This window comes from Pseudomonas sp. UTLPPB19802 (assembly GCF_059730225.1).
This window is the reverse complement of the sequence record NZ_AP048545.1, coordinates 2,481,960-2,503,924: the sequence shown is the minus strand read 5'-3', so window position 1 is coordinate 2,503,924 and position 21,965 is coordinate 2,481,960. Positions and strand designations below refer to the sequence as shown.

Sequence of the window (21,965 nt, the reverse complement as noted above, 5' to 3'; positions counted from 1 at the left end):
GCAAACAATCCGATAATCGATTATGTGTTCGATAATCGAACTCATTGTTTGCAGGCTATCAAACCCTCGCCTCCTACCCGCCCGGCTCAGGTGGCATCCGCGTGACTGACCCGGCCCTTGATCAACACGCCCGCCGTGGCCAACGCCGCAGGAACCACCAGCACGGTCAGCACCTGCTCGAAGTTCCAACCCATGCCCAACAGCGTAGCGCCCATCCAGGCGCCGAGAATCGCGCCAAAGCGGCCGATCCCGAGCATCCACGACACGCCCGTGGCCCGGCCCTGGGTCGGATAGAAGCGAGCCGCCAACGACGGCATCGCCGACTGCGCACCGTTCACGCACATGCCCGCCGCCAGCACCAGGGTCCCCAGCAGGGCGATATGACCGAGGCTCTGGCCAACCGCGTAGGCAAAGATCCCGGCCAGCAGATAGAAGATGCCGATGACCTTGTGCGGGTTGAACCGGTCCATTGCCCAGCCGACCCCGACCGCGCTCAGGACGCCGCCGAACTGGAACAGCGCGCCGATGAAAGCGGCCTGCTCCAGGCTCGCGCCGCTGTCGCGCATCAGCGTCGGCAGCCAGCTGGTCAGCAGGTAGACGATCACCAGGCCCATGAAATAGGTCAGCCACAGCAGCAGGGTGCCGGCGCTGTAGGTACCGGAGAAGATCACCGCCAACACATTGCGCGCCTTGACCGTTTTCTGCTCCGGCACGCTGAAGCTCGCCGCTGCCGCCACCTGCTGCGGCGCGATCGGCGCCAGGGCCTTGCGCACCTTGTCCGTGCCGCGGTTGCGTACCACCAGGTAGCGGGCCGACTCCGGCAACCAGACGAGCAGGATCACCACCAGCAACAGCGGCAGCAATCCGCCGATCATCAGCAGGCTATGCCAGCCAAAAGCCGGAATCAGCTTGGCCGAAACAAAACCGCCACCGGCCATGCCCAGGTTGAAACCGCAGAACATGCTGGTCACCAGCAGCGACTTGTGTCGCTCGGGGGTGTATTCCGACAGCAGCGTCGTGGCATTCGGCATGCCCGCGCCCAATCCCAGGCCGGTGAGGAAACGCAGCACCAGCAACTGGTCGACGTTGCTGCTGTAGGCCGAGGCCAGGCTGAAGGCGCCAAACAGCAGAACCGCCCCCACCAGCACCACCTTGCGCCCGAAACGGTCTGCCAGCGGGCCCGAGCCGAGTGCGCCGAAGACCATGCCGATCAGCGCCGCGCTCATCACCGGCCCCAGGCTGGCGCGGTCGATCCCCCAGTCCTGGGACAACGCCGGTGCGATGAAACCCATGGCCGCGGTGTCCAGGCCATCGAGGAAAACGATCAGGAAACAGAGAATCACCACCCGCCACTGGTAGCGCGACAGCGGTTGGCTATTGATGAGGGACTGCACATCGAGGCAGTGACCGACAGCGGATTGAGGTTGGTTCATTATTTTTATTTCCACACAAGCGCGCAGACGAACAGGCGCCGACCGGGCCGGCGACGTTGGATGAAACAGGTTGGATCAGGCGGGCCGTGTCAGGACGACAGGCGCGCGGGAGAGGTATCGGCGGAGATGCTCATGGCGGTTTGGCCTCTTCATTATTATCAGGGCGTCCCCGACGCGAGCCTTGCAGGCTCATCAACTCAGGACGCTGCCGCGACATTAATCAGCAGCATCGAAAGGCGCAATTCGATAAACGCGTAATTGGGCGGTTATCGAACAGCTTCGCCCGCCGGGTGGCCGGTCAGGCGAACAACTGGGCGCTCAGGTCGCGGCTGGCGGCGAGCATATTCGGCAGGAAACGCTGCTCCAACTCACTGCGGCTGACACTGCCGGCGTGGGTGCTGACGTTCAGGGCGGCAAGCACCTGGCCAGAAGCATCGTAGACCGGCACGGCAATCGAGCGCAGGCCCTGCTCCAGTTCCTGGTCGACGATGCACCAACCCTGGCTGCGCACCTGTTGCAGGCATTCCAGCAGTGCTTCAGGAGTATGCAGGGTACGGCTGGTCTTGGCCTGTAGGTCGGCATGCTCGAGATACTCATGCAGTGACGCGTCGTCCAGCGCAGCCAGGAGAATCCGGCCCATCGAGGTGCAGTAGGCCGGCAAGCGTCCACCCACCGACAAATCGACCGAGATCAGCTTCTGGGGTGTGGCCGAGCGAGCGATATAGAGAATGTCGTCACCTTCCAGCGTCGCCATGTTGCAGGCTTCGTGAAGCTGCTCGCTCATGCGGTCCAGATAGGGCTGGGCAGAAACCGCCAGGGGCGTCGAGGACAGGTAGGCATGCCCCAGGGTGAGTACCTTGGGCAGTAGTGAATAGGTGCGCCCGTCGGTGGTGGCATAGCCGAGCTTGATCAGCGTATGCAGGCAGCGCCGCACCGCAGCGCGGGGAATTTCCGTGCGGTGACTGATCTGCGCGATGGTCAGGTGTCGCTTGCGCTCCTGGAACGCCTGCACCACGGCTAGCCCGCGGGCGAGCGAAGTCATGAAATCCGGATCACCGGTAAAGGCCTGGATCCGCTTGGCGGGCGAGGCAACGATGGGCGGTGCTACGGAATTGAAGGCGGTGCGCAGTGGGTCGTTCATTCCAGGTCCTTGTTCACGCGGTCAGCCGCTATTACAGGCTGCTACCGCCCGAGAAACAAGCCAGCCGGGCGGTACATTGTGCGATTATCGAACAGACGGCCGATAATCGCAATTGACCAACGTGACGACGAGGCTTATAACGTTGCCTTGCCGCTCTGCGATTCCCGGCATACTGGTCAGGTACCCACCGGGGAACTCACCGGCACGGCCTTACCCACGAAGTAAGGCCGTTCTCCCCTCCTCTTCTGTATCACTACCGATACACACTTATTTATGGAACAGGCACTATTTGGCCAACTCGCGCCGATAGCAACTTCCAGCGATAATTCACCGCCAAAAAACAGTCAGCACTTTCTCAAGTCCTCAACTTACAGTTAACAACTCCTACGCCTTAAACTCCTTGGACAAAGTTGACGAACTGTCCCCTCTTCGCGGTAATATTGCCCAACACCACCGCTATACTCCTCATACGTTTCCAGCACCGCCCGATGCTGTGGTAACGACGAGAGCCTGGGCTTCGCCCTGAGATGCATGTCCATTGCGCGCGGTGGTGCTTGTCGAAACCGAAAACCATTCAATTCAATTCAATTAGGTAACACTGTGACGAAAGACGAACTGCGCGCGGAACTTGAGCGCCAGGAACAACGTTACAAGGATGTTTACGGCGGGGCAGTCACCACCTACGCCGCCCAACCCGAACCGGAACGCAAACCCTGGCGCAAGCGAGCCAGCCTTCTGGACCAGGCCTTTACCCAGGAACTGCAAAAGATGGAACAGGAACTCAAGCCCCAGGAGTCCTAGGCTACGGTGTCGCGTTTTGTGAGACTTGCCCGAGGCAGCCGGTTCATCCTATCCGGATCTTTCCAGGTTCCCTGGGCGCCTGCGGCCTGCGCTATCCGCGACGAGCCCGGGTATCCGCTCCATCCAGCGGACTGATTGACGCCTGGCAGGTCCTCACGCAGAAATTTCATACCGCTGTTTCGGCCGTAGGGCTTGACACCAAAACCTCATGCATTCCGAGCATTTCCAATGAAATCAGAAGCTTGCCATACCCCCGAAAAGTCTGGGTTTTGAGGGATTCCTACATTTTTTTTCATTGAAGAATGTTACCGATGGGCAGCTAGTGCATCGATTAGCGGGCTTTTCTGGCATAATCGCGCCCCCTTATGACCGGGTCAGAAAACCTACATGATCGATTTATTCAGCGGACTGGATGCCTGGGTCCTGGTGAGCCTGGTGCTCGCACTGGCCTTTGTCCTCAGCTTCGAGTTCATCAACGGCTTTCATGACACCGCTAACGCGGTGGCTACAGTTATCTACACCAAAGCCATGCCGCCCCAGCTCGCGGTGTTCTTTTCCGGTGTATTCAATTTCTTCGGGGTACTGCTCGGCGGGGTCGGCGTCGCCTATGCCATCGTCCACCTGTTGCCGGTGGAGCTGCTGATCAACGTCAACACCGGTCATGGCCTGGCCATGGTGTTCTCGCTGCTGGCTGCGGCCATCACCTGGAACCTGGGCACCTGGTACTTCGGTATCCCGGCTTCAAGTTCCCATACCCTGATCGGTTCGATCCTCGGTGTAGGCCTGGCCAATGCCCTGCTCAACGACATTCCGCTGGGTGATGGGGTCAACTGGCAGAAAGCGATCGATATCGGCGCCTCGCTGGTATTCTCGCCGCTCGCCGGCATGTTGGTCGCGGGCCTGATCCTGGTAGGGCTGAAGTGGTGGCGTCCGCTGTCCAAGATGCACAAGACCCCGGAACAGCGCCGCAAGCTCGACGACAAGAAGCACCCGCCATTCTGGAATCGCCTGGTGCTGGTGGTTTCGGCCATGGCCGTCAGCTTCGTGCACGGCTCCAACGATGGTCAGAAAGGTATCGGCCTGATCATGCTGGTGTTGATCGGTATCGTGCCGGCGCAGTTCGTGCTCGACCTGAGCACCACCACCTACCAGATCGAGCGTACCCGTGACGCCACGTTGCACCTGAGCCAGTTCTACCAGCGCAACAACGCTACCCTGAGCGAGTTCCTGGCCCTGGGCAAGAGCGCGCAGGATGACCTGCCCGGCAAGTTCAGCTGCAACCCGCAGCAGACCGAACCGACCATCGCGGCCTTGCTGAACAATCTCAAGGGCGTGAACGACTACCATTCGCTGGCGCCTGAAAAGCGTATCGAAGTCCGTCGCTACCTGCTCTGTCTGGATGACACCGCGAAGAAGGTCGGCAAGCTGCCGGGCCTGGATGCGCGGGAGAAGGCGGACCTCGACAAGCTGCGCAAGGACCTGACCGCGACCACCGAATACGCACCGTTCTGGGTGATCCTGGCAGTGGCCCTGGCCCTTGGCCTGGGCACCATGGTCGGCTGGAAACGCGTGGTCCTGACCATTGGCGAGAAGATCGGCAAGCAGGGCATGACCTATGCCCAGGGCATGTCGGCCCAGATCACCACAGCCGGGATGATTGGCCTGGCGAATATCTTCGCGTTGCCGGTTTCGACGACTCATGTGTTGTCGTCGGGTGTGGCGGGGACCATGTTGGCGAACAAGAGCGGGCTGCAGAGCAGTACAATCAAGACCATTCTGTTGGCTTGGGTACTGACTTTGCCGGCGACCGTTGGGTTGTCCGCAGGTTTGTTCTGGATTGCCTCGAAGATCATTGGCAGTTGATTTGACTGCTTTGATCTGAAAATCAAGGTGCACCTTTGGGGGCACCTTTTTTTTCGTCTTGATGTTTAATGTTGGTGTTTAATATTGGGGTATGTGTACATATCCGTTTATGCGTTTAATTGATGTATTGGTTTCGCCCCTTACGGGCGAGTTACTTTTTTTTCAAACGCCAAAAAAAGTAACCAAAAAACGCTGCCCCTCCATTGGCCCTCGCTACGCGAGGGTCCCCTCATTCCACCCTCGCTCCGTGGGTCGCGCCGAACGGGCATCCATGCCCGTACAGCGCTAACTCGGCATCCATGCCGAGTTCCCCACTACACAAGGGCTCCATTCGGCCTGCTGGAAGGGGCCGGAAGATCAAAAGCCAAAGCAAAGGCGCTGAAACAGCTATCGCAGAAAGCCTGGATTGTTTCCGGGGATTCCAATGGCCCATTCGCGGGCAAGCCCGGCTCCTACAGGGATAGGGCGTACACGGAGTGTCTATACGACATAAAACTGTAGGAGCCGGGCTTGCCCGCGAATGGGCCCGCAAAAACACCACACAAACCAGATCAGTGATCTGTCCCCGACCTTTTGCTTTTGATCTGGCTTTGGCTTTTGATCTTGCTTTTGACCTACCTGCCCCGCCCAGCAGGCTGAGTGCAGGTTCTGTTTCGAGAGACGCCCGGCAGGGAAGCCGGGCGAGCCGTGTTGGGCCATGGATGGCCCGTCACGGCGTGCTCTCGAAACGGGACCGGAGCGAAGGAACCCTTCGCCGAGGCGAGGGGCCGAATGGAGGGGCAAGCGTTTTTGGTTCCTTTTGGGGTGTTTGCCAAAAGGAACTCGCCCGTAAGGGGCGAAACCACTACATCAGTGAAACACGCAAACGGATATGTACACTCAATAACAGCCCCCCCGAAAAAACGCGAGACAAAAAAAAGGGCAACCGAAGTCGCCCAAAATGCCTTGCGTGCTCGTTCCCTGAAAAGACCTAAGGTTTCTTCCTCTTATGTGAGTCTTTCCAGATAAAAAATCCAAATCCGCCGAGGAACACCACCATGAGGCCAACCGTCAGCACTCCGGCAATTACCACGTTATCGAAAAACATGACTGGCCTCCTGCACTCGCCCTGTTGCGATGTGCCTAAGTTACCCAAATGGGCGCGGAGGAAAATTGACCGGCGTCAATGCCGCCCGGAACCGGGCGCGGGGAAAGGAAATTAACTGACTTGCATCAAGTTTCAGCGCAGATATCAGCGCTTTTTCGGCTTTTTCTTCGGCTTTTTCTTGGCCTTGCCCAACGGCATCGCCTGCTCGAAGGCCTGGCGCACCTCATTCAGGCGCTTCTCGTTCAAGTCATGGACACGCTTGGCACGCTCGGCATTCAGGTCGATCAACTTGTCGTCTTGGCTCATGGTCGGTCACTGCATCACTATCGGTCGAATTCAGCCTGGGCCGTTCCCCAGCCCAGGCAATAGCCCAATAATGCGGGCAAGCGCCGGCGCTGACCAGCCGGGAATTCACCAATACCCCATCAAGACCTGTGCGCAACGCCGGTTTACGCGCAAAATCATCCACCTCGCCTGGCCGCCAAGGATCATTGACGTGACATTGCCCAAGGACCTCCCGCCCCTGATGGCCCTGCGCGCCTTTGAATCGGTCGCCCGCCACTTGAGCTTCATCAAGGCCGCCGACGAGCTGTCCGTCAGCCAGAGCGCAGTGAGCCACCAGATCCACAAGCTCGAACAGCACCTGGACCAGCGCCTGTTCATCCGCCGCACCCGCGCCATCGACCTGAGCGACGCCGGCAGCCGCTATTACCAGCAGATCCGCCCGGCCCTGGAACAGATCGCCGAAGCCAGCCGCCAACTTCGTGCCCCGACCTCACCACGGATAGTGCGGATCGGCCTGCTCGCCTCCTTCGCCACCCTCTGGCTGGCACCGCGCCTGACCGACTTCATTACCCGCCACCCACACATACAGGTCGCGCTGGAACCCTCGATCCAGCTCGCAGACGTTGCCGGCGATCAGGTCGATCTCGCTATCCGCTACGGCAAGGGCGGCTGGCCGGACGTCGATGCCCGGCGCTTGATGACTGAACGCCTGCTCCCCGTCTGCAGCCCGGATTTCAAGGCTCGCACGGGCGGACCGGGCCCGTTGCTGATGGCCCAGGCCCGGCAGCCCTTCGAATGGACCGACTGGGCCCGGTACCATCACTTCGATCTGCAGCCCTACCCCACGGCGATGCTCCACGATTACAACATCGTGGTCGAAGCCGCCATTGCCGGCCAGGGTATCGCCATGGGCCGCCAGCGCCTGATCGACCGTCGGCTCAAGGACGGCTCGCTGGTGCCCGCCTTCGACACCACGCCGTATGAAGGCGAGATCGGCTACTGGCTGATCAGGCCCAATGCCACGCTTACGCCGGAAGCGGAATGCTTCTGTGCCTGGCTAACCGAACAATGCGCCCGCGCAGACGCATGAGCCAATCAGATACGTCAGATTGAATCTATCCGTTTGTCGGGCAATGACCCGCCGAGCATGCTGAAACCTTCTTCCCGGAGGTTTCAGCATGAGCAATTCCCTGTCCGAACGCATCAGCCAACTGGGCCTGAGCCTGCCGCAGCCGAGCCAGCCCATCGCCAACTACGTGAATCACGTGACCAGCCACAATCAACTGTTCATCTCCGGACAGATCCCGCTGCAAGACGGCAAACCCGCCTACATCGGCCGCCTCGGCGACACCCTGGACGACGCGGAAGGTGCCAGTGCCGCAGAGCTGGCGGCCCTCGGCCTGCTGGCGCAATTGGGACAAGCCATTGATGACGACTTGTCGAGACTGGTGCGCATCGTCCGTCTCGGGGTCTTCGTGGTCGCCAGCCCGGACTTTCAACGCCAGGGCGTCGTCGCCAATGGCGCGTCCAACCTGCTGGTCAACGCGCTGGGCGAAAAAGGTCGCCACGCCCGCACCGCCGTCGGCGTGTCCAGCCTGCCCAACGGGGTCGCAGTGGAAATCGATGCAATTTTCGAGTTGCAGCCATGAGCGTCGACGATTGGTCAGAGAATGAAATCACTGGACTTCGTGCCGCGACACCCGGCTGCTCGCAGGTCATTCACTTCAATCACGCTGGCGCCTCCCTGCCCAGCCAGGCCACCCTGGACGCGATGATCGCGCAACTGCAACGCGAAGCGAGCCTTGGCCCGATGGAGGCCGGTGTCCAGGGTGCGCAGTTGGAGGACCAAGCCCGACAAGCCGCCGCCGAGCTTCTCAACACCGAAGCCCGCAACATCGCCTTCGCCAGCAGTGGTTCCGCTGCCTGGGGCCAGGCCTTCGCGGCGCTGGGTCCCTGGCGTAGCGGTGACCGGATCCTGGTCGGACGCCATGAATGGGCCGGCAATCTGGCCTGCATGGCAGAAGCGGTAAAGGCCGGCGCACGCCTTGAGGTGATCCCCTGCGATGAAACCGGTGCGGTATCGGTCGCGTCCCTGGAGCAAATGATCGACAGCCGCGTCCGCCTGATCGCCCTGACCTGGCTGCCAGCCAACGGCGGCCTGGTAAATCCGGCCGAGGCCATCGGCCAGGTGGCCCGACGCCACGGCATCACCTACTTCATCGACGCCGGCCAGGCCCTCGGACAGCTACCGTGTGACGTCCAGGCCTTGGCCTGCGACGTGCTCAAGGGCGCCGCCCGCAAGTATCTCCGTGGACCGCGAGGCACTGCACTGCTGTATGTCCGCGAGGGTTTTCTCGAACAACTGGCACCACGCCAGCTCGATGTAATGTCGGCCCCCTGGGATGAGCACGGATTCGCCCTGCGCAACGACGCCCGGCGCTTCGAAACCAGCGAACGCTCGCTGGTGCTGATGGCGGGCCTGGCCAATGCCTTGACGGAGGCCAACCAGCTGGGGATTGCGCGTATTCACGACAGAATCCAGAACTTGGCGGCAAAATTGCGCAATGGGCTGCGCAAGATCCCCGGCCTGGAGCTACAAGACCTGGGCTCGCCAGGACAACAGTCCGGATTGATTGCGTTCACCCTGGAGGGATGGGATGTCTTTGCGCTGAAACAGCGGCTGGCCGAAGACCATATCAACATAGGCGCCAACGGTACCGCCTATACGCCCCAGGACATGCAGGCCCGCGACCTGCAGGCGGTGGCGCGGATCGCGGTGAGCTATCTCAACACCGCGCAAGAAATCGAGCAACTGCTCGAGACCCTCGGCCAATTGGCCCGGGAGCCCCGTCAGACCTCGACGTCGACCAGCAGCCCCTGACGCGGCTGCTCTTCCATCAACGCGACCACCGGGACGGTGTTGTCGGCGTTCAGCTCATCGCCCGGCACCGCCAGGTGGCGCTCCGGATCGTCCTCGGCCTCGCGCCGGCGCTGCTGTTGTTCCTGCTGGCGTCGCTGTTCCTCGCGCAACTGCCACGCGGCCTCTTCGGGGTCGCGTTTCTGCAGGTCGATCGTGCTTTCGTTGGAGCTTTCCTGCACCGGCACGACAGGCGGTATATCCGGTCGCGGTCGGATCGGGTCCTGCTGTGACGTGACCGGCACGACACTCAGGGGTAGCATCGGTGGCAACATGATTGGTTCTCCTCTTCGCAGGCTGTCGGCTGTCACCCGGGTGACTTGAGCCGTCAGTCGCGAAACTGTGACCCGGTTATCGCTTGATGGTGCAATTCGCCCCGACGAACGTCACCCTGGGCTACCGTTAACCTGGGTCAATGCCTTTCTGGAAATCAGCCCTTTCGATCAAGAGCCTTTGGCCTGCAAGCATCGATTCCGTTAAGATAGTCGGCTTTTTCAAGGCGGGAGTCAGGCAGCATGGCGCAGCAGTATCAACCGGGGCAACGCTGGATCAGTGACAGCGAAGCCGAGCTGGGTTTGGGCACCGTTCTGGCACAGGATGGCCGCTTGTTGACCGTGCTCTATCCGGCCACTGGCGACACTCGCCAGTACGCGCTAAGGAATGCGCCCCTGACCCGCGTGCGATTCTCGCCGGGGGACAGCATCACCCATTTCGAAGGGTGGAAGATGACCGTGCGCGAAGTCGATGATGTCGACGGCCTGCTGGTCTACCACGGGCTCAACGCGCAGAACGAACCCGTCACGCTGCCGGAAACCCAGCTGTCGAACTTCATCCAGTTCCGCCTGGCCAGCGACCGTCTGTTCGCCGGGCAGATCGACCCGCTGTCGTGGTTCTCGCTGCGCTACCACACCCTGGAACACACCAGCCGCCAGCTGCAGTCCTCGCTCTGGGGCCTGGGCGGCGCCCGTGCGCAACCTATCGCGCACCAGTTGCACATCGCCCGTGAAGTCGCCGATCGAATCGCGCCCCGCGTACTGCTGGCCGACGAAGTGGGCCTGGGCAAGACCATCGAGGCCGGCCTGGTGATCCACCGCCAACTGCTGTCCGGCCGTGCCAGCCGCGTGCTGATCCTGGTCCCGGAAAACCTCCAGCACCAGTGGCTGGTGGAAATGCGCCGGCGCTTCAACCTGCAGGTCGCGCTGTTCGATGCCGAGCGTTTCATCGAGAGCGATGCCAGCAACCCGTTCGAAGACACCCAGTTGGCCCTGGTGGCCCTGGAGTGGCTGGTCGAGGACGAGAAGGCCCAGGATGCGCTGTTCGCCGCCGGCTGGGACCTGATGGTGGTCGATGAAGCCCATCACCTGGTCTGGCATGAAGACAAGGCCAGCCCGGAATACACCTTGGTCGAACAACTGGCCGAGACCATTCCCGGCGTCCTGCTGCTGACCGCCACCCCGGAACAACTGGGCCAGGACAGCCACTTCGCCCGCCTGCGCCTGCTCGACCCGAACCGTTTCCACGACCTGGCCGCCTTCCGCGCCGAAAGCGAAAACTATCGCCCGGTGGCCGAAGCGGTACAGGAACTGCTCGAAAAGGGCCGCCTGTCCCCAGCCGCGCACAAGACCATCAAGGGTTTCCTCGGCAACGAGGGTGAGGCCCTGCTCACCGCGGTCAATGACGGCGACGCCGAAGCCAGCGCCCGCCTGGTGCGCGAGCTGCTCGACCGCCACGGCACCGGCCGCGTGCTGTTCCGCAACACCCGCGCCGCCGTGCAGGGTTTCCCGGAACGCAAACTGCACGCCTACCCGCTGCAGAACCCGGACGAATACATGGAGCTGCCGCTGGGCGAACACGCCGAGCTGTACCCGGAAGTCAGCTTCCAGGCCCAGGCCGAGGACGGCGACGAAGAGCGCTGGTGGCGTTTCGACCCACGGGTCGAGTGGCTGATCGACCAGTTGAAGATGCTCAAGCGCACCAAGGTGCTGGTGATCTGCGCCCACGCGGAAACCGCCATGGACCTGGAGGACGCCCTGCGCGTGCGCTCCGGTATTCCGGCCACGGTCTTCCACGAAGGCATGAACATCCTCGAGCGTGACCGCGCAGCCGCCTACTTCGCCGACGAGGAATTCGGCGCCCAGGTGCTGATCTGCTCGGAAATCGGCAGTGAAGGTCGCAACTTCCAGTTCGCCCATCACCTGGTGATGTTCGACCTGCCGGCGCACCCTGACCTGCTGGAACAGCGGATCGGCCGTCTGGACCGGATCGGCCAGAAGCACGTGATCGAGCTGCATGTACCGTACCTGGAAACCAGCCCGCAGGAACGCCTGTTCCAGTGGTACCACGAAGCGCTGAATGCCTTCCTCAACACTTGCCCGACCGGCAACGCCCTGCAGCATCAGTTCGGCCCGCGCCTGCTGCCGCTGCTCGAGGGTGGCGACGATGGCGAGTGGCAGAAGCTGGTGGACGAAGCCCGTGCCGAGCGCGAGCGCCTGGAAGCCGAACTGCACACCGGTCGCGACCGCCTGCTCGAACTCAACTCCGGCGGTGCTGGTGAAGGCGAGGCGCTGGTCGAGGCGATCCTTGAACAGGACGACCAGTTCGCCCTGCCGATCTACATGGAAACCCTGTTCGACGCCTTCGGCATCGACAGCGAGGACCATTCGGAAAACGCCCTGATCCTCAAGCCAAGCGAGAAGATGCTTGACGCCAGCTTCCCGCTGGGTGACGACGAAGGCGTGACCATCACCTACGACCGCAACCAGGCACTGTCACGCGAAGACATGCAGTTCATCACCTGGGAGCACCCGATGGTCCAGGGCGGCATGGACCTGGTGCTGTCCGGTTCGATGGGCAACACCGCCGTGGCGCTGATCAAGAACAAGGCACTCAAGCCGGGTACCGTGCTGCTGGAACTGTTGTATGTCAGCGAAGTGGTCGCACCGCGCTCGCTGCAACTGGGCCGCTACCTGCCGCCGGCCGCGCTGCGTTGCCTGCTGGACGCCAATGGCAACGACCTGTCGCCACGCGTCGCCTTCGAAACCCTGAATGACCAGTTGGAAAGCGTACCCAAGGCCAGCGCCAACAAGTTCATCCAGGCCCAGCGCGACAGCCTGGCACCGAAGATCAACGCCGGTGAAACCAAGATCGCGCCACGTCACGCCGAGCGCGTGGCCGAAGCGCAGCGTCGCCTGGCGGCGGACACCGATGAAGAACTGGCGCGCCTGACCGCGTTGCAGGCGGTCAACCCGAGCGTGCGCGACAGTGAGCTGGTCGCGCTGCGCAAGCAGCGGGAAGATGGCCTGGCGATGCTGGAGAAAGCGGCGCTGCGCCTGGAAGCGATTCGGGTGCTGGTCGCCGGTTGATCTGACTATGCGCTGTGGGGGGCGGGAATCGCGTGGGGCTCAAGGGCCTCTTCGCGGATAAATCCGGCTCCCACAGGGCTCGGGTTGCCCACAAGGTTTGTGTTCAATACAGACAATGTGGGAGCCAGCCGGCCTTCAAGCCGTGACAGGCGCTCCGCTTGCCTGATCCTGCTCCATCCCCTCGCGCATCCGCGCCGCATCCCGACTGAAGCAACGCGCTGCCTGGAACAGGAACAACAGCGTCAGCAACAACGCCCCAGGAATCAGATACATCGCGTCATGCAGTCCGACGGCCTTGAACGCCTCGGTCATTTCCTGCGCGCCCGCCGCCAGCATCGCCGCATGGGCGAAATGATCAGACAGCAAACCGACCACCACCGGCCCCAAGCCACCACCGAGCAGATACAGCCCGGCGAAATACACCGCCATCGCCATTGCCCGCAGCCGCGGCTCGACCACATCCTGGATCGCGGTATAGACGCAGGTGTAGAAGTTGTAGGCAAACAGCCAGCCAACGCTGAACACCGCCACGAACACGCCGATCTCGATCCGCCCGGCATGCAGCGCCCAGGCGGTGGCCAGGGTCGAAACCACCAGGCTCGCAGCGGCGAACAATAGACGGCCATTGGCGATGCGCTGGTGAATCTTGTCCGCCACCCAGCCACCCAAGGTCAACCCGACCAGCCCGGTCAGGCCGACGATCACCCCGGTGGCCACTGCCGCTTCCTGCAACGGCATCTGGAAATAGCGCTGCAGCATTGGCACCAGGAAGGAGTTGCAGGCGTAGGTGGCGAAATTGAAGGTCAGCCCCGCCAGTACCAGCCAGAGAAAGGTCGGGATTGCCAGCAGGCGACGCACCGGACGCTCGATCCGCACCTGGGCCACCTGTACGGTTTCCGCGGCACCACGCTTGGGCTCCTTGATGAAGAACATGAACAGCGCCAGCACCAGCCCCGGCACTGCGGCGATGAAAAACGGCGCCCGCCAGCTGTCGAACGCCTTGACCATCGCGCCGATGGTGAAGAACGCCAGCAACAACCCCAGGGGCAGGCCGAGCATGAAGATGCCCATGGCCCGCGCTCGCCGGTGGGCCGGGAACAGGTCGCCGATCAGCGAGTTGGCCGCAGGCGCATAGCTGGCTTCGCCGACGCCAACGCCCATGCGTACCAGCAGGAACCCCCAGAAACTGCCTACCAGACCGTTGATCGCCGTCAGTCCGCTCCATACCGCCAGCCCCCAGCCCATCAGCTTGCTGCGCGAGCCATTGTCGGCCATGCGCCCCAGCGGCAGGCCGGCGATGGCATAGACGATGGTGAACGCGGTGCCGATGAGACCGATCTGGAAATCGCTGAGATGCCACTCCATGCGGATCGGTTCGATGATGATCGCCGGGATGGTCCGGTCGAAGAAGTTGAACAGGTTGGCAAGGAACAACAGGAACAGAATGCGCCAGGCATTCGCCGCTTGGGTCGAGTTCTGCATGGGGGTCCGTCTCTTTATTGTTATTGGGCTTCAATGCCAGGACGTCGAGGGTCCTGCCCCCTCAATCTAGTCAGACTGATATCACCTGTCTGCCACCATTCGCGGCGCTGATACCGGGCAATGGAGGCTCTATCGAGCCCCGTAAAAATACTTGTAACCCCCCCTTACAAAGCGCTGGCCGAAGCCTAGAATAGTGCCAAACTCCCTCCCTACCTTCTTTCTCCGTTGACCCTCCATGTCTGATGCTAATCCGTGTCTGAATTGCGGTGCCTGCTGTTCGTATTTCCGTGTCTCGTTCTATTGGGGAGAGTGCGTGTCGGGCGGCGGCCTGGTGCCCGACGAACTGGTCAGCCAGATCAGCCCAAGCCGGGTGGCCATGATCGGTACCGAAGGGAAAAAACCTCGCTGCACCGCCCTGGAAGGGGAAGTCGGCAGCGGAGTCAGTTGCTCGATCTACAACGAGCGCTCCAGCCCCTGCCGTGAATTCGATGCCGCCTGGGAAAACGGCGAACCCAACGAACGCTGCGATGCGGCCCGTGCCGCCTTCGGCCTGCCGCCCCTGGAGCCTGAACCGGGCTTAGTACCAATCGCTATTTAGCTCATCGCCAAATCATTGGGAGTACTCTGCCATTAGAGCTCCCGTCTCCAGACGAGCCTCTATACTCCAACCCATTGGTCGGCGCTCTGCGCCGGTAGTCCAAGGGGCATGAATAGGACAGGCTATGGAGTGGCTGGGCTTGCATTTTGTCGACAAACTTCCCGAAGACGGGCAGTTGCTGCTCGACTGCAGCCATGATCCGCTGCTGGTCATGCTGGCCTACCTGGTGGCCTGCGCCGCGAGCTTCGCCATGCTCGACATGGCCGAACGGGTCGGCCATGTCGAACAGCCGGCACAACAACGGCTTTGGCGCTGGGTCGGCGCCTGCTGCCTGGCGGGCGGCATCTGGGCCATGCATTTCATCGGCATGCTGGCATTCCGCGCGCCCATTGCGGTGAGCTATGACCTGCCCACCACCCTGATTTCCCTACTGATTGCCCTGTTCGCCTCGTTCCTGGCCATGCACACCCTCGGGCGCGCGCAATTGCGCCCTTCGCAGACCTGCCGCGCGGCCCTGTCGATGGGACTGGGTATCGCCGCCATGCACTACGTGGGCATGTCCGCCGTACGCTCGAGCGCGCAGCAGTATTATCAACCCGGCCTCGTCGGCGTGTCGGTGCTGATCGCCATCGGTGCCAGCCTGGCGGCGCTGCTGCTGGCCAGGCATTTCCGCAGCGGCAGCGGGATGTTCCATCAACTGCTCAAGTACAGTGCCAGCCTGATCATGGGCGCTGGTATCGTCAGCATGCACCTCACCGGCATGTGGTCGCTGCACCTGATGCTGCCAGCCGGCAGCGTCCCGCCCGCAGCCGTGGACAACAATCATCTGCAACTGGGGATGACCATCGGCTTCATCGCCCTCCTGATCATCGGCAGCAGCATCAGCGCCGCCCTGTCCAACAAGAAGCTGCAAAACAAGGAACAGGACCTGCGCCGAGTCAACGCCCTGCTCAGCCAACTGGACCAGGCCCGCATGTCCCTGGCCCAGGTCGCCCACTACGACCCGCTGACCAACCTGCTCAACCGCCGCGGCTTCAACCAGATCTTCGCCGAGCGGCTGATCGAACGCGGCAGCCTCAACGGCATGCTGGCGGTGATGTTCCTCGATATCGACCACTTCAAGCGGATCAATGACAGCCTCGGCCACGATGCCGGTGACGAACTGCTCAAGGTCATTGCGGCACACATCAAGAGCGCCACCCGCAGCCATGACGACGTGGTTGCGCGCTTTGGCGGCGACGAGTTCTGCATCGTCATCAGCGTGCACAAGCGCGACGAGGCCCGGAACATGGCCCAGCGCATCATGCAGAAGATGAAGGAACCGATCGAACTGGCGGGCCGGCGCATGGTGATGACCACCAGTATCGGCATCGCGATATTCCCCGAGGACGGCACAACCTGTGACGAATTGCTGAAGAATGCCGACCTGGCGCTCTATCAGTCCAAGGATGCCGGGCGAAACAGCCTGCACTTCTTCAATGCCAACCTGAAGACCAAGGCGAGCCTGGAACTGCAACTGGAGGAACAGTTGCGCCAGGCACTGCGCGAGTGTCGCGAACTGCAACTGTTCTACCAGCCGATCTGCGAGGTCAAGACCGGCCGGGTCACCAAGCTCGAAGCCCTGGTCCGCTGGAATCATCCGCAACACGGGCTATTGACCCCGGACCGCTTCCTCCACATTGCCGAAGCCAATGGGCTGGTCGCCGGGCTGGACAACTGGGTGTTGCGCACCGCCTGCAACGACTTGGCGACGCTGGACGAACAGGGTTATGGCGAGCTGATGGTCACCGTGAACTGCTCGTCGCTCAACCTCGCCCGCGAGGAGCTGGCCGACGATATCGAAGCCGCACTGCGCGCCACCGGCATTTCTGCCCAACGGCTGGAACTGGAGGTCACGGAAAACGCCCTGATGGGCAATATCACCAATACCCTGCAGCTGCTGCGGCAGATGCGCAGTCTCGGTGTGTCGTTGTCCATCGACGATTTCGGCACCGGCTACTCGTCCCTGGCCTACCTCAAGCGCCTGCCGCTCAATACGCTGAAGGTCGATCGCTCGTTCATCCTCGACATCCCCAAGTCAGCCCCGGACATGGAGATCATCCAGGCGATCATCGTCATGGCCCACACCCTGCACCTGCAAGTGGTCACCGAGGGCGTCGAGACCCAGCAACAATTCGATTTCCTCGCCGAGTACGACTGCGACTACATCCAGGGCCATCTGCTGAGCAAGCCGGTTTTGCTTGAAGAACTGCCTGCCGTGATCCAGCAACTCAACCAGCGCCAATCGTCACCGCCCACGCCGCTCACTCCGGCGACGGCGGCTCGCGAGACAGATTCACCGGTGTCGAGGGATCCTTTTGCAGATACCCCTGGCTACCACGCAGGCACATCGACTGTACGCCCCATCCGCTGATCGGCATCCCCGAGCGCTGCTCGCAGGACTTCACCACACCGCCCAGGGCGACCTGACGGCCGCCAGCAACCGGCGGTACATCGGCCATCCCGTCAGGTCGATCCCGCCGAGCCGGGCGCAGGTGGTACAGAATTCATAAAAAGTTCCCCGTCAATTAAAGAACGTCAATTATTGGCCGATCCAACGGTACCCAAAGCAGGGATTCCCCTTAGGAATACCTAGGGTCACCCCCTATCGATCAGGGCAATATCGCGCGTTAAAGTCGCGATCTCTCACCGTGATGGCGCGTTGACATCCCTCGACCGCCCAACCAGACCAGGCATATGGCGCACAATGACCTCCAAAAATAACCCAGCCAACGCAGTATCCGATCTGATGTCGCCCGCGGTCGTGGAACACACCTACAAGCCCTACTCGACGCCACGTCCACTGGCGACCCAGCAGTATCTTTATTTCACTGAAACCAATACGGATCGTATCCTCGACAACCTCGACGGCCTGCGCGACATGGTATTTCCGCGCCCGCCGCACCTGGAGGTGGAGAACGAAGCCCGCCGCGAGCAGGAGTTCCCCTCGGTCTGCCTGATCGGCCTCGGCCGTTGCGGCTCGAACATCGCGCTGGATGTCGCCGAACTGGTCTACAACGCCCGCAAGTTCTACCTCAACGAATTCAACAACGACGACAAGTCCGCCGACAAGGGCTACCGCCCCGCCCAGTGGATTCGCAACAACCTGCGCCTGGTGCAGAACAAGTCTGCCAAGCCGGTGTTCCTGGTCGAACCGCTGGTGATGCTCGGCGACCTGGACAAGGACATCGCCGGGCGCATCCGTTTTTCGCGCAAGGGCGAGAAAAGCGGCTTCATCCGCGACTACAGCAAGATGAAGATCATGGACCTGTCGGAAGTCCACGCCGGTGGTGCCGGTAACGCGCCAATCCTCGGCCAGTACCTGGCCAAGATCATCCTGAACAAGGACACCCAGCGTTTCTCCAGTCCCGACTGGAAGATGATTCACTCGTACCTGATCGACTCCTGCGGCATCAAGGCCAACCAGTCGCGCCTGTATTTCTCGATCTTCAGCGCCGGTGGCGGTACCGGCTCGGGCATGGCCTCGGAATTCGGCCTGGCGCAGCAGTACTCGTACATGAACAAGACGTTCGACACCAAGCCGATGGAGGAGCACGACAGTAAGAGCGGCCACTCCTTCGTCTTCGAACCGATCTTCACCAGCGGCATCTGCGTACTGCCGAACATCTCCGACCATCGCAGCGAGATGTCCGAGGCCCTGCACATCAACGCCGGTCGCCTGCTGTGCAAGTACCTGTCGGAGGAATGGGACTTCTCTTACAACTTCGACAACGAAGACAGCAGCGAAGCCAGCGTCATGGGCCGCATCCGCCCATGGAACGCGATGATGCTGATCTCCAACGACATCATGCGCTACGCCGAAGAGAGCGATGACGGCAACATCCAGAACATCGATGTCAATGCCATGGAAAAGCACGCCAACCAGTACATCTCCCAGCAGATCTTCAACATTCTCACCGCCCAGGCGGTCACCACCGACTACGACCAGAACTACTTCCGCCGGGCCGGCATCGACATCGGCGAAACCATCCGCCTGGATGCCAACGACCTGTTCATGAGCCTGGCCGGTCCCGTCGCGATCGCCTACGCCGAGTCGGTGGTACCGGAACAGCCGGTGCAAACCGGCGACAAGTTCAAAGTGTTCGAGAAAGAACAGCCGCGCCTGAACATCGACGACCTGTTCTTCCGCTCCATCGACCTGCCGCACTTCAACAAGGTCACCCAGGCCATCGAGGGCATCAGCCTGCTGCCAATCGAGTCCCGGCGCTACCGTGCCGCCCTGGAGCAGTACCAGGCCTCGGGTTACGACGCCGCGGCCCTGCACGACCTGCACTTCTTCAAGAACTGCTCGTCGGTGGTCTCGATCGTCTCGCTGCCCAAGGACTACAAGCTGTCCTACATGGACCTGAACCGGCTCAAGACCCACCTCAACAGCCTGTTCCCCAACACCACGCTCAAGCGCTATGCGCTGGTGATCGGCGCCTCGGCGAACCTTTCGCTGACCACGCTGATCGCCAAGAGCCCGTGCCTGTCGGATGATTTCCTGACCTTGATCGTGGCCTTCATCAAGCGTTGCTTTGCCCGCAACCCGTACCGTTTCGACGACACGCTGGACAACTCGATGCTCGAGTTCATCACCAACGACGAGTTCGACGAAGGGCACATCGACGAGTTGCTCAACGAGTTCGAGAATCCGGCGAAGATCCTCGATACCAACTGGTATGCGATCAAGCCGATGTACGAGAAGAAGTACCGCGAGCTGATCAACGACAAAGACAAGTTCGTCTCGATCAACGATATCCGCCTGTCCCGCGACTGCGTGAAGAAGGCGATCAAGTATCTGCGCGAGATCTACCGTCACCGCATCGGCAAGACCAAGGTCATTTCGCTCAACAGCCACACCGGCCGGACCGAGTACTGAGCCTGCGGCGGCCTTTCTCACAAAAGGCCGCCACCACGGGAGCACGATTGTGGAGTTTCTCCACGAGCAAACTGCTATTACTGCGTCATGCGGTTACTGGCCTACCCACTCATGGGCCATAAACGCATAACGCATATGCACCATTGCAGTGCAGATGATTAACGGAGCGCCCTTTCCTGGATCATCACCCAAGGCGATACCACCACCGCCCACAGGTTCGGATCACGTTCGAACAGGTCCTGGGCCCGCGTTTCAGACACCTTGACCAACGCTCCCGTGGCCAACCACTGCGCCACTTTTTCAGCCTGGTTCTCGGCCATCGCCTCGGCTGCCGCGACCAGATCCAGGGACGGTTCGACCCACAATAGGGCACCCCGGGCAAAGAACGGTTGCAGCTCCTCCCAGCGGATAGATGCAGTTTCACCAAGCAGCTTGGCATAGAGGGTGCTAGGTTCTTGAGTCATGGGGTTCTACCTGAGAAAAAAACGGCGCAATCATAACGTCGCGACCCAGGTAGAAAAACCCGGATGTAACGGTGGGGGGTGAAAGAGGGATCGGGGCGCCAGGGATTGCCGTGTAGGTCAGCAACATTCGGTTAACAATCCGCATGGCCATTTGCCGCTATTCTGTCTCTTTCTTTCACTTAAGCGACATCCTCCGATTTTGCCCTTGGCTGCCCGCTATCCAAGCGATAAACGAGCGCTCTAAACTGTATCGGTACAGTTGCCGGGTAAAATCGGGTTCTCAAACCCGGTTCTGCCGCCCTGGCGTCAGGACTATAAAAATTACAACAGCAAGAGTGGAGCACTAATGACTAAGCAGATTTCCAAACTGTTCGCCGCTATGGTTCTGGCCGGTATCGCCAGCCATTCTTTCGCTGCAGACACCATCAAGATCGGCATCGCCGGCCCCAAGACCGGCCCGGTGACCCAATACGGTGACATGCAGTTCACTGGCGCGAAACAGGCCATCAAGGACATCAACGCCAAGGGCGGCGTCGATGGCAAGAAACTCGAAGCCGTTGAATACGACGATGCCTGCGATCCAAAACAGGCCGTGGCCGTAGCCAACAAGGTAGTCAACGACGGCGTCAAGTTCGTCATTGGCCACCTCTGCTCCAGCTCCACCCAGCCAGCTTCGGACATCTACGAAGACGAAGGCGTGATCATGATCACCCCGGCCGCCACCAGCCCGGAAATCACCGCCCGTGGCTACAAGCTGGTGTTTCGCACCATCGGCCTGGACAGCGCCCAGGGCCCTGCCGCCGGTGACTACATCGCCGACCACGTGAAGCCCAAAGTGGTTGCCGTCCTGCACGACAAGCAACAATACGGCGAAGGCATCGCCACCGCAGTCAAGCAGACCCTGGAGAAGAAAGGCGTGAAAGTCGCTGTCTTCGAAGGCCTGAACGCCGGTGACAAGGACTTCTCCTCGATCATCCAGAAACTCAAGCAGAACAACGTCGACTTCGTCTACTACGGCGGCTACCACCCTGAGCTGGGCCTGATCCTGCGCCAGTCCAAGGAAAAAGGCCTGAACGCCAAGTTCATGGGTCCGGAAGGCGTCGGCAACGACTCCATCTCGCAGATCGCCCAGGGCGCTTCCGAAGGCCTGCTGGTCACCCTGCCGAAGTCGTTCGATGCCGAGCCAGAGAACAAGGCAATCGTCGACGCCATCAAGGCTGATGGCAAGGACCCAAGCGGTCCGTTCGTGTTCCCGGCCTACTCGGCTGTCGAACTGATCGCCGGCGGTATCACGAACGCCAAGAGCGAAGACACCGCCAAGGTGGCAGCCGCCATCCACGAAGGTACCTTCAAGACTCCAACGGGTGATCTGTCCTTCGACGAGAAGGGCGACCTGAAGAACTTCAAGTTCGTGGTCTACGAATGGCACTTCGGCAAGCCGAAGACCGAAGTATCCCCTCAGTAAGCCAGACCTGAAAGGTCAACAAAAGCCCACTGTGCGACACAGTGGGCTTTGTTTTACGAGGTTTATGGGCCTGACACCCGCGATCCGGGAGCTGGCTCACCTGAAAATCTTAAAACCGTCACCAGCGGTTCGCTGGCAAACGCTCG

Annotated in this window: 17 protein-coding genes; 10 read left to right on the top strand and 7 right to left on the bottom strand. The window is 61.1% G+C overall.

Going from position 1 to position 21,965, the window contains the following annotated elements; genetic code table 11:
- Nucleotides 1-86: 86 nt before the first annotated feature.
- Together pcaK and pcaR are read right to left on the bottom strand one after the other, a co-directional pair.
- Nucleotides 87-1,433, bottom strand: coding sequence for a 4-hydroxybenzoate transporter PcaK (pcaK, locus tag AC6I6U_RS11335; RefSeq protein WP_497882031.1), 1,347 nt, complete (start codon nt 1,431-1,433; stop codon nt 87-89).
- Nucleotides 1,434-1,731: 298 nt separating this feature from the next.
- The gene (gene pcaR / locus AC6I6U_RS11330) at nt 1,732-2,574 is read right to left on the bottom strand and encodes a pca regulon transcriptional regulator PcaR (protein WP_497882030.1); all 843 of its coding nucleotides are present in this window, start codon (nt 2,572-2,574) and stop codon (nt 1,732-1,734) included.
- 600 nt (nt 2,575-3,174) lie between these two features.
- Between pcaR and AC6I6U_RS11325 the strand changes: the two genes are divergently transcribed.
- On the top strand, nt 3,175-3,375 hold the full coding sequence (locus AC6I6U_RS11325; protein ID WP_497882029.1) for a hypothetical protein: 201 nt from the start codon (nt 3,175-3,177) through the stop codon (nt 3,373-3,375).
- A 387-nt stretch (nt 3,376-3,762) separates the two neighbouring features.
- Nucleotides 3,763-5,238, top strand: a complete 1,476-nt coding sequence (locus AC6I6U_RS11320; protein ID WP_497882028.1) for an inorganic phosphate transporter — start codon at nt 3,763-3,765, stop codon at nt 5,236-5,238.
- Nucleotides 5,239-6,208: 970 nt separating this feature from the next.
- Here the strand turns inward: AC6I6U_RS11320 and ccoM are convergent.
- Both ccoM and AC6I6U_RS11310 read right to left on the bottom strand, forming a co-directional pair.
- A complete protein-coding gene (ccoM, locus tag AC6I6U_RS11315) occupies nt 6,209-6,325 on the bottom strand; it encodes a cytochrome c oxidase subunit CcoM (RefSeq protein ID WP_010449458.1) in 117 nt (38 codons plus the stop codon).
- 144 nt (nt 6,326-6,469) lie between these two features.
- The gene (locus AC6I6U_RS11310) at nt 6,470-6,631 is read right to left on the bottom strand and encodes a hypothetical protein (RefSeq protein ID WP_497882027.1); all 162 of its coding nucleotides are present in this window, start codon (nt 6,629-6,631) and stop codon (nt 6,470-6,472) included.
- Between the two features lie 190 nt (nt 6,632-6,821).
- Between AC6I6U_RS11310 and AC6I6U_RS11305 the strand changes: the two genes are divergently transcribed.
- The 3 genes from AC6I6U_RS11305 to AC6I6U_RS11295 all read left to right on the top strand — a co-directional run bounded on the left by AC6I6U_RS11305 (nt 6,822) and on the right by AC6I6U_RS11295 (nt 9,491).
- Nucleotides 6,822-7,700, top strand: coding sequence for a LysR substrate-binding domain-containing protein (locus AC6I6U_RS11305; RefSeq protein ID WP_497882026.1), 879 nt, complete (start codon nt 6,822-6,824; stop codon nt 7,698-7,700).
- Nucleotides 7,701-7,788: 88 nt separating this feature from the next.
- On the top strand, nt 7,789-8,259 hold the full coding sequence (locus tag AC6I6U_RS11300) for a RidA family protein (protein WP_497882025.1): 471 nt from the start codon (nt 7,789-7,791) through the stop codon (nt 8,257-8,259).
- Entirely contained in the window at nt 8,256-9,491 is a 1,236-nt protein-coding gene (locus AC6I6U_RS11295) for an aminotransferase class V-fold PLP-dependent enzyme (RefSeq protein ID WP_497882024.1), read from the top strand. The genes AC6I6U_RS11300 and AC6I6U_RS11295 overlap by 4 nt, the downstream gene beginning before the upstream one ends.
- Here the strand turns inward: AC6I6U_RS11295 and AC6I6U_RS11290 are convergent.
- The gene (locus tag AC6I6U_RS11290; RefSeq protein ID WP_497882023.1) at nt 9,461-9,802 is read right to left on the bottom strand and encodes an aspartate-semialdehyde dehydrogenase; all 342 of its coding nucleotides are present in this window, start codon (nt 9,800-9,802) and stop codon (nt 9,461-9,463) included. The genes AC6I6U_RS11295 and AC6I6U_RS11290 overlap by 31 nt on opposite strands.
- Nucleotides 9,803-10,042: 240 nt before the next feature.
- Here AC6I6U_RS11290 and rapA point away from each other — a divergent pair, with 240 nt between their 5' ends.
- A complete protein-coding gene (gene rapA / locus AC6I6U_RS11285; RefSeq protein WP_497882022.1) occupies nt 10,043-12,889 on the top strand; it encodes an RNA polymerase-associated protein RapA in 2,847 nt (948 codons plus the stop codon).
- A gap of 135 nt (nt 12,890-13,024) precedes the next feature.
- On the opposite strand, the gene AC6I6U_RS11280 is transcribed toward rapA, so the two are convergent.
- The gene (locus tag AC6I6U_RS11280; RefSeq protein ID WP_497882021.1) at nt 13,025-14,371 is read right to left on the bottom strand and encodes a spinster family MFS transporter; all 1,347 of its coding nucleotides are present in this window, start codon (nt 14,369-14,371) and stop codon (nt 13,025-13,027) included.
- A gap of 235 nt (nt 14,372-14,606) precedes the next feature.
- On the opposite strand from AC6I6U_RS11280, the gene AC6I6U_RS11275 reads away from it, so the two are divergent.
- The 3 genes from AC6I6U_RS11275 to AC6I6U_RS11265 all read left to right on the top strand — a co-directional run bounded on the left by AC6I6U_RS11275 (nt 14,607) and on the right by AC6I6U_RS11265 (nt 19,890).
- Nucleotides 14,607-14,969 (top strand): YkgJ family cysteine cluster protein, encoded by a 363-nt coding sequence (locus tag AC6I6U_RS11275; RefSeq protein ID WP_497882020.1) that lies wholly within the window; start codon nt 14,607-14,609, stop codon nt 14,967-14,969.
- A 124-nt stretch (nt 14,970-15,093) separates the two neighbouring features.
- Nucleotides 15,094-17,382: a putative bifunctional diguanylate cyclase/phosphodiesterase gene (locus AC6I6U_RS11270; protein ID WP_497882019.1), complete on the top strand. Its 2,289-nt coding sequence runs from the start codon at nt 15,094-15,096 to the stop codon at nt 17,380-17,382.
- Nucleotides 17,383-17,715: 333 nt separating this feature from the next.
- Complete coding sequence (locus tag AC6I6U_RS11265; RefSeq protein WP_497882018.1) at nt 17,716-19,890, top strand: hypothetical protein; 2,175 nt, start codon at nt 17,716-17,718, stop codon at nt 19,888-19,890.
- Nucleotides 19,891-20,048: 158 nt separating this feature from the next.
- Here the strand turns inward: AC6I6U_RS11265 and AC6I6U_RS11260 are convergent, their stop codons facing one another.
- On the bottom strand, nt 20,049-20,354 hold the full coding sequence (locus AC6I6U_RS11260; RefSeq protein ID WP_497882017.1) for a DUF2288 domain-containing protein: 306 nt from the start codon (nt 20,352-20,354) through the stop codon (nt 20,049-20,051).
- Nucleotides 20,355-20,700: 346 nt separating this feature from the next.
- On the opposite strand from AC6I6U_RS11260, the gene AC6I6U_RS11255 reads away from it, so the two are divergent.
- A complete protein-coding gene (locus tag AC6I6U_RS11255; RefSeq protein ID WP_497882016.1) occupies nt 20,701-21,819 on the top strand; it encodes a branched-chain amino acid ABC transporter substrate-binding protein in 1,119 nt (372 codons plus the stop codon).
- Nucleotides 21,820-21,965: the final 146 nt, after the last annotated feature.

Excerpts from the sequence above, each read along its gene's own strand:
- pcaR (WP_497882030.1), bottom strand. The coding sequence starts at position 2,574 with ATGAACGACCCACTGCGCACCGCCTTCAATTCCGTAGCACCGCCCATC.
- AC6I6U_RS11260 (WP_497882017.1), bottom strand. The coding sequence starts at position 20,354 with ATGACTCAAGAACCTAGCACCCTCTATGCCAAGCTGCTTGGTGAAACT.
- AC6I6U_RS11275 (WP_497882020.1), top strand. The coding sequence starts at position 14,607 with ATGTCTGATGCTAATCCGTGTCTGAATTGCGGTGCCTGCTGTTCGTAT.
- pcaK (WP_497882031.1), bottom strand. The coding sequence starts at position 1,433 with ATGAACCAACCTCAATCCGCTGTCGGTCACTGCCTCGATGTGCAGTCC.
- AC6I6U_RS11295 (WP_497882024.1), top strand. The coding sequence starts at position 8,256 with ATGAGCGTCGACGATTGGTCAGAGAATGAAATCACTGGACTTCGTGCC.
- ccoM (WP_010449458.1), bottom strand. The coding sequence starts at position 6,325 with ATGTTTTTCGATAACGTGGTAATTGCCGGAGTGCTGACGGTTGGCCTC.
- AC6I6U_RS11310 (WP_497882027.1), bottom strand. The coding sequence starts at position 6,631 with ATGAGCCAAGACGACAAGTTGATCGACCTGAATGCCGAGCGTGCCAAG.
- AC6I6U_RS11255 (WP_497882016.1), top strand. The coding sequence starts at position 20,701 with ATGACTAAGCAGATTTCCAAACTGTTCGCCGCTATGGTTCTGGCCGGT.
- AC6I6U_RS11280 (WP_497882021.1), bottom strand. The coding sequence starts at position 14,371 with ATGCAGAACTCGACCCAAGCGGCGAATGCCTGGCGCATTCTGTTCCTG.
- AC6I6U_RS11265 (WP_497882018.1), top strand. The coding sequence starts at position 17,716 with ATGACCTCCAAAAATAACCCAGCCAACGCAGTATCCGATCTGATGTCG.
- AC6I6U_RS11270 (WP_497882019.1), top strand. The coding sequence starts at position 15,094 with ATGGAGTGGCTGGGCTTGCATTTTGTCGACAAACTTCCCGAAGACGGG.
- AC6I6U_RS11290 (WP_497882023.1), bottom strand. The coding sequence starts at position 9,802 with ATGTTGCCACCGATGCTACCCCTGAGTGTCGTGCCGGTCACGTCACAG.
- AC6I6U_RS11300 (WP_497882025.1), top strand. The coding sequence starts at position 7,789 with ATGAGCAATTCCCTGTCCGAACGCATCAGCCAACTGGGCCTGAGCCTG.
- rapA (WP_497882022.1), top strand. The coding sequence starts at position 10,043 with ATGGCGCAGCAGTATCAACCGGGGCAACGCTGGATCAGTGACAGCGAA.
- AC6I6U_RS11320 (WP_497882028.1), top strand. The coding sequence starts at position 3,763 with ATGATCGATTTATTCAGCGGACTGGATGCCTGGGTCCTGGTGAGCCTG.